This window comes from Flintibacter sp. (genome assembly GCF_046973065.1).
Map to the genome: position 1 here is coordinate 44,395 of NZ_JBKVXZ010000018.1, position 12,431 is coordinate 56,825.

At 59.8% G+C, this 12,431-nt stretch carries 16 protein-coding genes; 9 read left to right on the top strand and 7 right to left on the bottom strand.

Going from position 1 to position 12,431, the window contains the following annotated elements; translation table 11 throughout:
• Positions 1 to 18 precede the first annotated feature (18 nt).
• Genes ACLTXB_RS08495 through ACLTXB_RS08510 form a run of 4 tightly spaced genes read right to left on the bottom strand, consistent with a single transcriptional unit; the run spans position 19 to position 4,168 of the window.
• The gene (locus ACLTXB_RS08495; RefSeq protein WP_428226654.1) at positions 19 to 1,119 is read right to left on the bottom strand and encodes a DUF4340 domain-containing protein; all 1,101 of its coding nucleotides are present in this window, start codon (positions 1,117 to 1,119) and stop codon (positions 19 to 21) included.
• On the bottom strand, positions 1,116 to 2,486 hold the full coding sequence (locus ACLTXB_RS08500) for a Gldg family protein (RefSeq protein WP_428226655.1): 1,371 nt from the start codon (positions 2,484 to 2,486) through the stop codon (positions 1,116 to 1,118). The genes ACLTXB_RS08495 and ACLTXB_RS08500 overlap by 4 nt, the downstream gene beginning before the upstream one ends.
• 15 nt (positions 2,487 to 2,501) lie before the next feature.
• Positions 2,502 to 3,206, bottom strand: coding sequence for an ABC transporter permease (locus ACLTXB_RS08505; RefSeq protein ID WP_040649676.1), 705 nt, complete (start codon positions 3,204 to 3,206; stop codon positions 2,502 to 2,504).
• On the bottom strand, positions 3,203 to 4,168 hold the full coding sequence (locus tag ACLTXB_RS08510) for an ABC transporter ATP-binding protein (protein WP_428226664.1): 966 nt from the start codon (positions 4,166 to 4,168) through the stop codon (positions 3,203 to 3,205). Before ACLTXB_RS08510 ends, ACLTXB_RS08505 begins: the two co-directional genes overlap by 4 nt.
• Before the next feature lie 178 nt (positions 4,169 to 4,346).
• Here ACLTXB_RS08510 and ACLTXB_RS08515 point away from each other — a divergent pair, with 178 nt between their 5' ends.
• The 7 genes from ACLTXB_RS08515 (at position 4,347) to ACLTXB_RS08545 (ending at position 8,939) form a co-directional block, all read left to right on the top strand.
• Entirely contained in the window at positions 4,347 to 5,432 is a 1,086-nt protein-coding gene (locus ACLTXB_RS08515; protein ID WP_428226656.1) for a DUF3048 domain-containing protein, read from the top strand.
• Entirely contained in the window at positions 5,432 to 5,893 is a 462-nt protein-coding gene (locus ACLTXB_RS08520) for a methylated-DNA--[protein]-cysteine S-methyltransferase (protein ID WP_428226657.1), read from the top strand. Before ACLTXB_RS08515 ends, ACLTXB_RS08520 begins: the two co-directional genes overlap by 1 nt.
• Positions 5,894 to 6,016: 123 nt before the next feature.
• Positions 6,017 to 6,391 carry a GntR family transcriptional regulator gene (locus ACLTXB_RS08525; RefSeq protein WP_008981215.1) on the top strand — a complete coding sequence of 125 codons (375 nt, stop codon included), beginning with the start codon at positions 6,017 to 6,019 and terminating at the stop codon, positions 6,389 to 6,391.
• A 2-nt stretch (positions 6,392 to 6,393) separates the two neighbouring features.
• The gene (locus ACLTXB_RS08530; protein WP_428226658.1) at positions 6,394 to 7,281 is read left to right on the top strand and encodes an ABC transporter ATP-binding protein; all 888 of its coding nucleotides are present in this window, start codon (positions 6,394 to 6,396) and stop codon (positions 7,279 to 7,281) included.
• A gap of 15 nt (positions 7,282 to 7,296) precedes the next feature.
• Complete coding sequence (locus ACLTXB_RS08535; protein WP_428226659.1) at positions 7,297 to 7,965, top strand: hypothetical protein; 669 nt, start codon at positions 7,297 to 7,299, stop codon at positions 7,963 to 7,965.
• Between the two features lie 6 nt (positions 7,966 to 7,971).
• Positions 7,972 to 8,691, top strand: coding sequence for a hypothetical protein (locus ACLTXB_RS08540; RefSeq protein ID WP_428226660.1), 720 nt, complete (start codon positions 7,972 to 7,974; stop codon positions 8,689 to 8,691).
• A 47-nt stretch (positions 8,692 to 8,738) separates the two neighbouring features.
• The gene (locus ACLTXB_RS08545) at positions 8,739 to 8,939 is read left to right on the top strand and encodes a hypothetical protein (RefSeq protein WP_008981211.1); all 201 of its coding nucleotides are present in this window, start codon (positions 8,739 to 8,741) and stop codon (positions 8,937 to 8,939) included.
• Between the two features lie 41 nt (positions 8,940 to 8,980).
• Here ACLTXB_RS08545 and ACLTXB_RS08550 read toward each other — a convergent pair whose 3' ends face one another.
• From ACLTXB_RS08550 to ACLTXB_RS08560, 3 genes are all read right to left on the bottom strand, one after another.
• Positions 8,981 to 9,415, bottom strand: a complete 435-nt coding sequence (locus tag ACLTXB_RS08550; protein WP_428226661.1) for a MarR family winged helix-turn-helix transcriptional regulator — start codon at positions 9,413 to 9,415, stop codon at positions 8,981 to 8,983.
• 123 nt (positions 9,416 to 9,538) lie between these two features.
• Positions 9,539 to 10,390, bottom strand: a complete 852-nt coding sequence (locus tag ACLTXB_RS08555) for a DUF3298 domain-containing protein (protein WP_428226662.1) — start codon at positions 10,388 to 10,390, stop codon at positions 9,539 to 9,541.
• A gap of 8 nt (positions 10,391 to 10,398) precedes the next feature.
• Entirely contained in the window at positions 10,399 to 10,872 is a 474-nt protein-coding gene (locus tag ACLTXB_RS08560) for a sigma-70 family RNA polymerase sigma factor (RefSeq protein ID WP_191905357.1), read from the bottom strand.
• A gap of 255 nt (positions 10,873 to 11,127) precedes the next feature.
• Between ACLTXB_RS08560 and ACLTXB_RS08565 the strand changes: the two genes are divergently transcribed.
• Entirely contained in the window at positions 11,128 to 11,484 is a 357-nt protein-coding gene (locus ACLTXB_RS08565) for a cyclic-di-AMP receptor (protein ID WP_020989799.1), read from the top strand.
• 215 nt (positions 11,485 to 11,699) lie between these two features.
• Positions 11,700 to 12,260, top strand: coding sequence for a manganese efflux pump MntP family protein (locus ACLTXB_RS08570; RefSeq protein WP_428226663.1), 561 nt, complete (start codon positions 11,700 to 11,702; stop codon positions 12,258 to 12,260).
• Positions 12,261 to 12,431: the final 171 nt, after the last annotated feature.

Here is a 12,431-nt window from a genome sequence, read left to right on the forward strand (position 1 = left end):
GGTCTGGCGTTTTTATATTTAATCGGTCGTTGTGTCGTTCTGAGTGTCCGTCTCGGTTTCCGTGCCGCTCTCCGCGTCGGTCTCCTCCTCGGTCTCCTCCACCGCCGTGAGATTATCCACGGTCATGGAGAACAGGGAACCGATCTCGTTGGAGGGAATGAGGTAGATGATGGGGTCGTCGTCCAGCATGGCGTAGTAGCTCTCGCCGCCCTCGGCCAGGGCGCCCAGAGTGAGGGTCATGGTCTTTTCCTCGTCGCCGTCGGTGTACACTACGGTGAGCACCCCAACGGGGGTATCCAGGCCACAGTCGGTGCGGGTCTGGGCCTGTTTGTGGTAGTCGTAGCAGTCAGAGAAGGCCAGCTCAGACAGCTGAGCCATGAGACTGATGAAGGTGGTGTTGTCCTCAGACACGGTCTGGCCATCCACCTTCCAGACGGTGGTGGTCTCCTCCTCGCTGGAATCGGAACTGGTATCCGCGCTGGAGTCAGAGCTGGAGTCCTCGGCAGGCTCACTCTCGGTCTCTTCCTTCACCAGGGTGACGGTACTCTCCCCGCTGGTCCAGGTAACAGACTGAATGTTGTCCTCGCTGATGCTGGGGAATTCGGCCTGGGCGATGAGCTCGTCTACCTGGATATCCAGGGCGGTGGGCAGGGTGCTGGCAATGGTGTAGACGGTGTCGCTCCCATCCACCTTGGCGTAGTAGTCGCCGCTGTCCGCGGTGCTGCCGATGAGCAGCTTCACCTGGGTCCCATCCTCATCGGTGAGATTTATCTCCATGGTGGGGGCATCCAGGCCGTAGGAGGTTAGGTCCTCCGGGTCGGAAATGGTCCGCACCGCAGCCAGCGTACCCGCCTGTCCCGCCAGGTCGTCCAGGGCATCCTGATCGGTGGGGAAGTCGCTGTCGTCGTCCCGGGTCCAGCCCTTCTCCCCCTTGGTGAAGGAGTAGGTGCCGTACTGATTGGTAAAGGTCAGGGCGGTGGGATCGCTGAGCTGGGTGATGTAGACGGTTTCGTCCACCTCACTCTGGCTCTGGTTCCAGGTGCGCAGCCCAACGTAGCCAGCCGCGCACACTACCACCACGGCCGCCAGGGCAATGAGGGTCTTGCTTTGCTTGGTCATAGTTTCCTCCGTTTCATCCGGCGAAACACCAGGATACCCTGGCGGATGATCAGGTAGGTTGTGCTCCAAAGCCCGGGGTTCTGGATGGTGTTGTAGGTGGTCTCCAGGCTCTTGGAGGGGATGGACATGGTGCTGGCATCGTCAAAGGTGGCGGTGAGGGCATTCATAAACAGGGTCTGGTTGACCAGGCTGGGATTCTGGGAGATGATCTGGCCGTTGAGCAGAGAGGAACTGCCGAACACGGTGAGCCGTCCGCCGTCAGAGCCATCGGCCACTGCACCCAGAATGTAGGTTCCCTGGGTCTGCTGGTCGTCCTCGGTCACCGCCAAACCCTGGCCGGTGGTGGACAGGAAGGTGGTGATGGTCCAGTCCTCATCGGTGCCGGGGTCCAGTGCCTCAAAGCCACGGGAGTTGGTAAACAGGGTCAGGGAGTCGCTGTCACAGCCGTCGGTAACGGGGCTGTAAGTGGACAGCACGCCGCAGATGGCAAAGGCGGAGCCCAGCTGAGGATAGTAGCTGCCCGGATCGGCGATGTAGCCGTCCACCAGCTTCAAGCCTCGGCTCTCCAGCAAACCCTCCCAGTTGGGCAGGGAGGTGAGGGTATCGCTGGGCAGGAATACCATGTGGCCGCCGCCGGTCAGATACTCCTCCAGCAGGGTGCGCTCACTCTCGGACAGGTCGGTGGAGGGGGCGTTGACCACCAGCACGTCGCAGCCCTCCGGCACGCCGCCCTCCAGGGCGGGGCTGACGCTCTCCAGATTCAGGTTGGCCTTTTCAATGGCGGAGACGATGGGGTCGGACAGATCTTCCTCCCCGTGGCCGGTGACGGTATAGACCGTGTGGTTGGCGTCACTGGTAACATAATCTACCGCGGAGGTGAGCTGGCCCTCGGCATCGAAGGTGCTCTCGGTCATGGAGAAGTAGCTGGTATAGGTGGATGTGATGATATCAGAGAAGGGGATGTCCCGAGACTTGCCGGTCTCCTCGCACAGTACTACCACGCTGTCGCTGTCCGCGTCATACTGGCTGGCCTGCTGAGGGTGGGCCACCGGGTCCACGTAGCTCAGAGACAGGTGGGAGGACAGGGCCACATATCGGTCCAGGAACTTTTCAATGCGGGCGTCGGTGGTTCCATCCTCCGCCAGCACCACGATCTGGACATCCTGTTCCAGGCCGGACAGGAAGTCCTTGGACGTGTCGGTGATCTCATAGAGACTGTTGTCGGTCAGGTCAAATTCCTTCCAGTTGGAGGGCAGCTGCCCCATCATCAGGTTCACCAGAACCACCACCGCCAGGACACCGGCGGTCACGCCCGCCAGATAGCCTCCCTGGCGCAGGGAGTGGGAAATTTTTGCTTTGTTTTTCATTTTTTCCACCTCCCGTTAAGACCAGCGGCGCTTCTGGAGCCCCTGAATGGTGAGGAATACGAACAGCCCCGCCAAAGACAGGTAGAGCACCACGCCACCCAGGTCAAACATGCTGTACTGCACAAAGTTATAGAAGGTCTGAGTGAAGGAGAAGGCGGACAGCAGGTCACCCAGGGCAGAGGGCAGAAACCCGGTGAGATCGTCCCACAGGTACAGAATGAGCAGCACGGCAAAGGTGCTCACCGCGGAGATGATCTGGCTCTCGGTGAGAGAGGAGAGGAACATGCCAATGGCTAGAAATACGCAGCCCATGAGGAAAAAAGCAAAGAGCGCCGCATAGTCGGACAGCAGCCGGGCCTCCCCGTTCATGGCGATGATCAGCGGGCAGAAGGCCATCAGGGCCACGGGGATGAGAAACACCGTAACCATGGCAAAGTACTTGCCCAGCACCACTCCGGTGAGGGTTACGGGGGAAGTGAGCAGCAGCTGGTCGGTGCGGCTGTGGCGCTCCTCCGCCATGGACTTCATGGTCAGAATGGGGATGGTGATGAGCAGGATGCTCATGAGGCTGTACAGGGTATAGGAAAACTGGGGCAGGCCGTTATAGAGGTTGTAGGCCATAAAATAGATGCCGGTAAAGAAGATCAGCACCGCCACAAAGACATAGCCGATCATGGAATTGAAATAGGAGCTCAGCTCCCGCTTATAGATGGCTGTCATTGGGCTGCCTCCTTTTCTTTCCCTTGCTCCTCCTCCACATCATCCGAGGTGAGTTTTAGGAAGATATCTTCCAGGGTCAGGGTGTCCCGGCGCAGCTCCAGCAGTGGGAGCCCCTGGCGGGCACAGGTCTGGAACACGGCCTCCCGCAGGTCCTCCCCGGCGGCGCTCTCCAGACGGAAGGCGCAGCAGTCTGCCTCCAGGCAGTCATGCTGGGTCAGGGCGGTAATTCCGGGCAGCAGGGCCAGCTGGGACTGAACCAGCTCCCCCTCTCCCCGGACCACCACCTCCAGGGCGGGGTTGCCGGACAGGGAACGCTCCAGCTCGGCGGGCTCCCCGGCGGCTACCTTCTTGCCGTGGTGGATGATGAGCAGGTGGTCGCACACCTCCTGCACCTCGGAGAGGATATGGGAGCTGAGGATGACGGTATCCTCCTGGGCCAGCTGGCGGATGAGGGTACGCAGCTCCAAAATCTGCTTGGGATCCAGGCCCACGGTGGGCTCATCCAGAATGAGCACCTTGGGGAAGCCCAGCAGCGCCTGGGCCAAGCCTACACGCTGGCGGTAGCCCTTGGACAGGTTGCGAATGAGGCGGCCCAGCACCTGGTCCACCCCGGTCATCTCGGCCACCCGGTCCACCTGGGCCTCCCGCTCACTCTTAGGCACCTTTTTCAGCTGGGCGGCGAAGCGTAAATACTCGTCCACCGTCATATCCATATAGAGGGGGGGCAGCTCGGGCAGATAGCCGATACACCGCTTGGCCTTCTCCGGCTCCTTGGTCACACTGAACCCATCCACCAGGATCTCCCCGGAGGTGGGACCCAAATAGCCGGTCATCAGGTTCATGGTAGTGGATTTGCCCGCGCCGTTTGGCCCCAGAAAGCCAAAAATCTGGCCGTCCGGCACGGTAAAGCTGAGGTGATCCACCGCCAGGCGATTTCCGTACTGTTTGACCAGATCACGCACTTCGATCAAAACACAGACCTCCTTGCTGTTGTTGAATCGCAACCATGTTACCCCATAGACCTGAAACTTTCCTGAAAGAGTGGTAAACATTTTGTGAAAGCACCTGGGAAAGCAGGAAGAATGTGGTTTGTGCCCCAAAGGACAGCAAGGTATAATGGACGCAAAGGAGGAATGTCCTATGTGCAGCAAACGAATGTTCTCCCTTCTGGTAAGCGGCGCGCTTCTGTTCACCCTGACCGCCTGCGGTCCCAAGCAGGCGCCTCCCTCCTCTTCCTCGGAGCCCCCCGATACGTCGGTGCTGGCTCCGGTGGAGCCCGACCCGGAGCCCGTTCTCCCCTATGTCAATCCCCTCACCGGGGAGGGCTGCGCCCAGGACATCAGCCAAAACCGGCCGGTGGCCATCATGCTCAACAACCTGAAAAAGGCTCTGCCCCAGCTGGGCGTTTCCCAGGCGGATATCATCTATGAGGCTCTGGCCGAGGGAGGCATCACCCGGATGCTGGGGGTGTTTCAGTCGGTAGAGGGTGTGGGGGACATCGGCTCGGTGCGCTCCGCCCGGGACTACTACGTCTCCCTGGCCCTGGGCCATGACGCCATCTTCCTCCACGCCGGGGGCAGTCCCGGGGCCTACACCGCCATTGATAACTGGGGCGTAAGCGCCTTCGACTGCGTCAACGGCCCCTACGAGGGCACCCTGTTCTGGCGGGACCAGCAGCGGCGGAAAAACATGGGACTGGAGCACAGCGTGCTCACCTCGGGGGAGACCATCCAGGAGCTGCTCCCCTCCTACTCCTGGCTGCGCCTGGAGCACAAGGACGGCTACACCTACCCCCAGACCTTCCTGGAGGAGGGCCAGAAAGCCCAGGGAGACAGCGCCCAGAGTGTGACCATCACCTTCTCTACTTATAAGACTGGGGTGTTTACTTACGACCCTGACAGCGGCCTCTACCTGGTGTCGGAATACGGACAGCCCTATGTGGACGGCAACACCGGGGAGCAGGTAGGCGTCAAGAACGTACTGGTGCTGCGCACCAGCGTATCCAACCTGGAGGGGGATGACGCGGGGCGGCAGGCCATCCGCACCACCGGCACCGGCGAGGGTCTGTTCTTCTGCGACGGCACGGTGCAGGAAATCACCTGGTCCAAGGAGAAAAACTCCAGCCCCCTCACCTACTACACCGCCGACGGCCAGCCTCTCAAACTGGGCGTGGGCAAGAGCTATGTCAATCTGGTGGGAAAATCCACCCCTGTGGAGGTAGCCTAATGGACTTTTATCAATTTCCAACTTCTCTGGGCCTCATGGCTCTGGCCAGCGAGGGAGACTTTATTACCCACCTGTACCTCCCCTCCTACCCCACGCCCCGGCTGGCCTCCCACCCTACTCCCCTGCTGCTGGAAGGAGAACGGCAGCTGCTAGAATACCTGGGCGGCCAGCGCAAAACCTTTAACCTGCCCCTGAACCCCCAGGGCACCCCCTTTCAGCGCCGGGTGTGGCAGGCTCTGGAGGCCATCCCCTGGGGCGAGATCCGCTCCTACCGGGACATCGCCCTGGCGGTGGACTGTCCCCGGGGGTTCCGGGCGGTGGGCATGGCCAACCACAATAACCCCATCCCCATCTTCATCCCCTGCCACCGGGTGGTGGGAGCCGACGGCTCCCTCACCGGCTACGGCGGCGGACTGGAGCTGAAAAAGGCCCTCCTGGCTCTGGAGGGACACCACTTCTAACTACCACATGACCCCGGCGGGAGAAAAAATTTCTTCTGCCGGGGTTTTTCTATTGACAGGAAGCTATGTTGGTGATATGGTTAATTATACAAGTAATTAACCAACGAACAAGGAGGCGATCTCATGCGGGGCGCGCTGGGCGACCAGACCCTGATCTATCTGCAAATTGCCCAACTGCTGGAGGACGACATCCTCCGTGGGGTGTACCGGGAGGAGGAGCAGGTCCCCTCCACCAACGAGCTCTCCCGCTGCTACAACATCAATCCCGCCACCGCCGCCAAGGGCATCAACCTGCTGGTGGCCGACGGAATTTTGTATAAGCGCCGGGGGATCGGCATGTTTGTATCTCCGGGAGGCGTGGAAAAAGTGCGGGAAAAACGAAAAGCGGCATTCTGCCAGGGCTATATCCAGCCCATGATCGACGAAGGACGCTCCCTGGGTCTCACCGGGGAGGAGCTGCTGGCGATGGTGCGCAAGGCCATCGGGGAAGGAGAATAACCATGAATACTGGCGTTTTATCTGCCAAGGGCGTGTGCAAGTCCTATGGCGACAACCAGGTGCTCCAGGACCTGGATCTGGACATCCAGCCGGGCAAGATCTACGGCCTCATCGGCCGCAACGGAGCGGGCAAAACCACCCTGCTGTCCATCCTCACCGCCCAGAACACCATGGACAGCGGCGAGGTGACCTACAACGGCAAGTCCGTGTGGGAAAACCAGGACGCTCTCAACCACATCTGCTTCTCCCGGGAGCTCCAGCCCACCCTATTTACCGGCCCCAACAACCTGAAGATCAAGTATTACCTGAACACCGCCTCTATCTTCTACCCCAACTGGGACCAGGAGTATGCCCAACGACTGCTCCAGGAGTTCAAGCTCAACCCTAAGAAGAAAATTTCCCAGCTGTCCAAGGGGCAGATGTCCATGGTGACCATCCTGCTGGCTCTGGCCAGCGGAGCGGACATCACCATTCTGGACGAACCGGTGGCCGGGCTGGATGTGGTGATGCGGGAGCGGTTCTACCAGCTCCTCCTGGAGGACTACGCCAAGACAAACCGCACCTTTATTGTCTCCACCCACATCATCGAGGAGGCCGCCTCGGTCTTTGAGCGGGTCATCATCCTGGACGAGGGGAAGATCATCGAAAACGCCGAGACCGACGAGCTGGTCAATGAGTTCCGCTACATCTCCGGCCACCAGGAGAAGGTGGACCGGGCCTGCCAGGGCCTGGAGGTGCTCACCACCCGGGAGACCGGCCGCCACAAGAGCTGCGGCGTGCGGGGCGGCGCGGCCCAGCTGGCCCAGGCGGAGCAGTTCGATGTGGATATTGCCCCCATGAACCTGCAAAATGTGTTTGTGGCTCTGTGCGGCCACGGAGACGAGGGATAAGGAGGGGATGCTCCTATGAAAAAGTGTCTGCAATACTTCTGGCCCTTCCTGTGGCCCAATGTATCCGCCATGGTGGTTTTTGAGGCGGTGGTGGTGGTTCTGGCTTTGGTGTCCGGAGTACCTCAGGGACAAGACGGCATCTTTGCCACCTACTTCTACTCCATGCCCCTGCTCATTTTGCTGTTCCTCTTTATGTACAGCGTGTCTCTGACCACCGCCACCCTGAACTTGGCCATTGCCATGGGCGGGACTCGGCGCACCTACTTTCAGGGCATGCAGCTAATCCTGGTTGTCTACGCTCTCATCGGCTGGGGACTGACCCTGCTGATGCCCCTCATCCCCCAAATGGGCAACTGGGTCCCCAATCAGCGCCTGCACCTCCTGCTGCTGGTCTCCGGCCAGTACGGCCCCCTCTATCCCCTTCTCTGTCTGGCTATTCTGGTGGTGGGCGGCCTGTCCGGTCTGCTGATGGTGCGCTCCAAGGCTCTGGGTATCTTCGTGATGTTCCTGGCCATTCTGGTGACCATCATCGGAGTGGTGGTGCTTGGTTTGGCTGGCATGGGGTTCTTTGACCTGGGCTTTACCCCTCTGTTTCTGCCCATTGCCATAATTGTTTTACTGGCCATTCTGATTCTGGGCGAACTTCTCCTGTGGCGGTCCATCCGCCGGTATGTTGTGAGGTGAATGGGAATGTATTTCAAATTACTGCGCAGCTCCTGGGATGACTTTGCCCTGTGCGCCGGCGTGCTGGCAGGCTTCTTCCTGGTGGCTCACATCGTTACAGCGGTGGTGCTGGCCTTCTTCTCTGACGGCACCTCTCTAATGATCTCCGGCATGATCCTGCCCATTGTCAGCGCCTTCCTCATCCTCATTTACAGTCTGAGCTACTCCGGCTTTCAGTTCTCCCATCTGGTTCGCTTGGGTTGTACCCGCCGCCGGTCTCTTGCCCTGACACTGGGGGCTGCGGCGGCAGTGGCCCTGTTCTGCATGCTCCTGTCTGCCCTGCTGGCCTGGCTGGAGCTGTCGCTTGCTCCCTCTCTGTGGCAGGCCATCACCGGCTGCGACGGCGTCTATTATGGCAGTGATGGATGGGTGGCTTTGGACAATATCTCTCCCAACGCCCTGTTTGTGGAGCTCTTCGTCATGCCCCTGTGGGGCTGGTTTGTCATTCCTCTGGCCGCTATGGCCATGGGAGTGCTGTGCGGCACCATTTTCCACCGCTTCGGCAAAAAGGGCATGTGGGTGCTGTGGGCGCTGTGGATGTCGGTGTGCTTTGTCCCTCAGATTGTGAATCCCTACCTGGACCAGATGCCTGACCTGACCACGCTGGGCATCGGCGGCGGGGTGGCCCTGGTGCTGGCCTTTGGTTGGGCCATCTGGTTTCTGCTGCGCGCCCCAGTACCCGAATAACCGCGCCCGCCTCTCCGGCATAGGATGGACGGGAAGGAGGGATTCCCATGGGTGCCTTTATACGCAGGCTTCTGTCCCAGCTGCTGGACGTGAAGAGCCTGGTCACCCTGATGCTCACCGGTGTGTTCGGCCACATGACGGCCACCGGCCAGGTGGACGTACAGAGCTTTCTCACCATCTTCTCGGTGGTCATCGCCTTTTACTTTGGGACCCAGACCCGTTCCATCAGCTCAGACAAATCCGAATAACAAAAAATACGGCCCGTCTCCTTTTGGAGACGGGCCGTATTTTATAGTTGTGCGTAGGCCTCTTTGGCGTTTTCGCCCATGCGCTTGAGCATGGCGTTGAGCACCTGGACCTCCTGGGGTTCAAAACCCTTCTTGAGGGTCTGGAAAAACTCTCTCTGCCGGGCCTGACCCGCCTGGACCGCGGGCATGGCGTCGGGCAGCAGCACCAGATGAATGAGCTTTTTATTGTCCGGGCGGCGCAGCCGCTGGAGATACTGCCGCTGAACCAGCCCCTCCACCGCGGCGGAGACGTGGGATTTCGTCAGGCGGCGAATTTCTACAATATCCTTGGCGGTGTCCTGCTGAGGGTGGTGGGAGAGAAAGAGCAGCACATCCAGCTCAATTTGGGTGAGATGATATTCTTCCAGCACGGGAGCCTGCATTTTATGGTACAGCAGCTCCAGGGTGCGGGTATGGGCAAAAAAATCCCAGGCCATCGAACAAAACCTCCTTTGGCGGGGTAATTCGACTATAACAGCCCCTTCCCCGCTTGTCAAGGCGGCGCCGGAAAATTAACGCCAGCTATATCCCATCCTCTGCGCCCTGTATCTTCCCCCTTGCTACGTCCCTTCCATCAGCTGCTGCACCACCTGGGCGGGGATGGTCACCTCTGGATTCCCAGAGGAGGCGGGCAGCACGCTGCCCTCATCAAAGACCAGCACCAGAGAGCCGTCCTCTCCCCAATAAAAGCTCTGCTCAGGGTCAATGGAGGTAAATTCCTGGTAGAAGAACGCATCCTCCCGCCCCTCCAGCCAGCTCTTTACCTGCTGGGACAGCACCGTCACATAGTCGCTGCCCTCGGGGAACAGGCTGGACAGGGTGACCACCTGATTGGTGTCCTTATTGATGTGGTAGTAGCGCAGCATCTCATCGCTGCTGCCCTGAGCACGCACCGCGTTTACCCTCAGGGTAAACCAGTGCTCATTGTCGGTGATCACATCGTAGGACACACTCAGCCCCTGATAGCCGCCCCCCTGGGCGATCTGGTCCACGTCGGCATAAAACTCATCCAGCAGCTGATAGATATTTTCCTGCACCGCCTGGTTCACATCTTCCCCGGCCTGGCCCGCTCCGTTCACCTGGGGCACAGATACATCGGCGCTGCTGTGCCCGTCGTCATAAAAGTAGTTGCGCAGGGTGACCACCCGTACCAGACTGCCCAGCACCGGCACCTGCTCCATGGCCTTGGCCGCCGAGCCGGACACATTGGGCAGGGCCACAAGCAGAGTCACCACCGCCGCGGCCGACCACGCCCGCCACGTTCCCCTCCGCCGCCCGTGCGACCGGGGCTGGACGGGGGAGTCCTCCTCCAGGGCGGCACAGGTCTCCTCCACCCTGCGCCAGTAGGACGGGGGTGTCTGGAAGGGTTCCTGGCGGGCCCGCTGCTTCAGTTGCTCGTCAAAATGATCCATAATGTACCTCAATCCTCGTTCAAAATCGTCCGCAGACGCGCCCGCCCCCGGTTGAGCCGCAGCTTCACCGCCCCCTGAGAGATGTTCAGGATCTGGGCGATCTGAGCCACGGTGCAGTCCTCGTAATAAAACAAGGTGACCGCCGTGCGCAGCGACTCCGGCAGCGCCAGCACCGCCTGCCACAGGGAGATGGCCTCGGTGGGATCGGCGTTGGGGGCCTCCAGCACGCCCTCCACCTGGCCCAGGTCGATGACCTTCTTCTGCTTGCGGCAGAGCTCATAGCAGGTGTTGACTACGATCCGCAGCAGCCACGGCTTGAAGCGCTGTGGGTCTCGCAGGTCTCCCCGGTGGGCAAAGGCGGCGCAGATGGCCTCCTGCACCGCGTCCTCCACGTCCTCCGGGTTGTTCAGGATGGACCGGGCGGCACGGTACATGGCGCTCTCATGCTCCAGAATATGGGCGCAGAAGATTTCTTTGTCCATGAACTGGGTGACCATAGGCGGGGGTGGGCTCCTTTCCTTGGGTTTGGTTTGATGAATCAGCTGATCATCTTTTAAGATGGTCCGGCGGGCAAAAAGGTTACAAAATGGAATCATTTTTTCGCCGGGGCAGCTCTGCGGCAATTCCCGCTTTTCTTTTCCCGGCGGATGTTGTATCATATGGTGTAAGGATACCATCCCGCCGCCTGTGAATCTACCTCAGGGCGGTTACATCTTCACGAGAGCGAGGTCCTAGTGATGGATACGAACACCCACAGCAAGCTTATTATGGCCGTGGTCCAGGAGGACGATTACGACGCTACCGTCAGCCAGCTGAATAAAAATGGCTTCTTTGTCACCATGCTCAGCTCTACCGGCGGTTTCTGGAAGAAAAAGAACATCACCATCATGCTGGGCGTGCCCGCCGATCAGCTGGACAAGGCCCTGGAGATTTTGAAGCAGTGCGCCGGCAAGCGCAAGCAGACCATCTACTCCAACGTGGCCATGCCCACCGGCAGCCAGTATGCCGCCGCCATGCCCTCCGTGCCCGTTAATGTGGAGCTGGGCGGTGTGACCGTATTTGTCATGGATCTGGAGAAGCTGGAAAAATTCTAAGCAGAAGAATTTTCCGCTTCGACACAGTTTGTCTTGACTAATCCCCCAAAACCATGGTACCATCCCCCTACACATAAGGGAGTAGTCGGCGCGGGTTTCCCGCGTAGCAAGGTCAACATACTGGGGTTTCAGTACCTCTGGCTTTGTTTTACATGACGAGACTTATCCGTGAGAACGGATAGGTCTCGTTTTTTTGCCGGCGGGGAGGAGTTATTATGAGCATTTGGGAGCTTTTTGTCATTGCGGTTGGCCTGTCCATGGACGCCTTTGCCGTGTCGGTGTGCAAGGGTCTGTCGGCCGGGCGGGTACGTCTGGGCCACGCCCTCACCGCCGGAATCTGGTTTGGCGGCTTTCAGGCCCTGATGCCCTTCCTGGGCTGGCTGCTGGGGTCCCGGTTCCAGAGCTTTATCTCCAGCGTGGACCACTGGATCGCCTTCCTGCTGCTGGGCCTTATCGGCCTGAACATGGTGCGGGAATCCCGCAGCCAGGAGGAGGAAGAGGTGGGGGCTTCCTTTGCCCCCAAGGCCATGCTGCCTCTGGCGGTGGCCACCAGCATCGACGCCCTCACCGTGGGCATCACCTTTGCCTTTCTCCGGGTGGATATCCTCTGGGCCATCACCCTCATCGGCGTGACCACCTTTGTCCTCTCCGCCATCGGCGTGAAGGCGGGCGGCATTGTAGGCGAGCGTGGCAAGTCCCGGGCCGAGCTGGCCGGAGGACTGGTGCTGATCCTTATGGGCTGCAAAATCCTGGTGGAGCACCTGGGACTGATTTAAGCAAAAAAAGACCGCCTCTCGGCGGTCTTTTTTACTTTCTTCTGTCGGCTTCTTAAAAGCCCTCCTGCAAGGAGTTCCGCCGCCCGCGGGCGGCGGAATAAAATGAAATCCTGTTCTTTCCGGCGACACAAGGTGAATTGCCCTGAAAGGGCAAGAGAGGGTCCCCTGGGG

Coding starts and splice junctions, on each gene's coding strand:
- ACLTXB_RS08500 (WP_428226655.1), bottom strand. CDS start 2,486: ATGAAAAACAAAGCAAAAATTTCCCACTCCCTGCGCCAGGGAGGCTAT.
- ACLTXB_RS08540 (WP_428226660.1), top strand. CDS start 7,972: ATGTATTTCAAATTACTGCGCAGCTCCTGGGATGACTTTGCCCTGTGC.
- ACLTXB_RS08495 (WP_428226654.1), bottom strand. CDS start 1,119: ATGACCAAGCAAAGCAAGACCCTCATTGCCCTGGCGGCCGTGGTGGTA.
- ACLTXB_RS08530 (WP_428226658.1), top strand. CDS start 6,394: ATGAATACTGGCGTTTTATCTGCCAAGGGCGTGTGCAAGTCCTATGGC.
- ACLTXB_RS08515 (WP_428226656.1), top strand. CDS start 4,347: ATGTGCAGCAAACGAATGTTCTCCCTTCTGGTAAGCGGCGCGCTTCTG.
- ACLTXB_RS08555 (WP_428226662.1), bottom strand. CDS start 10,390: ATGGATCATTTTGACGAGCAACTGAAGCAGCGGGCCCGCCAGGAACCC.
- ACLTXB_RS08520 (WP_428226657.1), top strand. CDS start 5,432: ATGGACTTTTATCAATTTCCAACTTCTCTGGGCCTCATGGCTCTGGCC.
- ACLTXB_RS08565 (WP_020989799.1), top strand. CDS start 11,128: ATGGATACGAACACCCACAGCAAGCTTATTATGGCCGTGGTCCAGGAG.
- ACLTXB_RS08505 (WP_040649676.1), bottom strand. CDS start 3,206: ATGACAGCCATCTATAAGCGGGAGCTGAGCTCCTATTTCAATTCCATG.
- ACLTXB_RS08550 (WP_428226661.1), bottom strand. CDS start 9,415: ATGGCCTGGGATTTTTTTGCCCATACCCGCACCCTGGAGCTGCTGTAC.
- ACLTXB_RS08535 (WP_428226659.1), top strand. CDS start 7,297: ATGAAAAAGTGTCTGCAATACTTCTGGCCCTTCCTGTGGCCCAATGTA.
- ACLTXB_RS08545 (WP_008981211.1), top strand. CDS start 8,739: ATGGGTGCCTTTATACGCAGGCTTCTGTCCCAGCTGCTGGACGTGAAG.
- ACLTXB_RS08525 (WP_008981215.1), top strand. CDS start 6,017: ATGCGGGGCGCGCTGGGCGACCAGACCCTGATCTATCTGCAAATTGCC.
- ACLTXB_RS08560 (WP_191905357.1), bottom strand. CDS start 10,872: ATGGACAAAGAAATCTTCTGCGCCCATATTCTGGAGCATGAGAGCGCC.
- ACLTXB_RS08570 (WP_428226663.1), top strand. CDS start 11,700: ATGAGCATTTGGGAGCTTTTTGTCATTGCGGTTGGCCTGTCCATGGAC.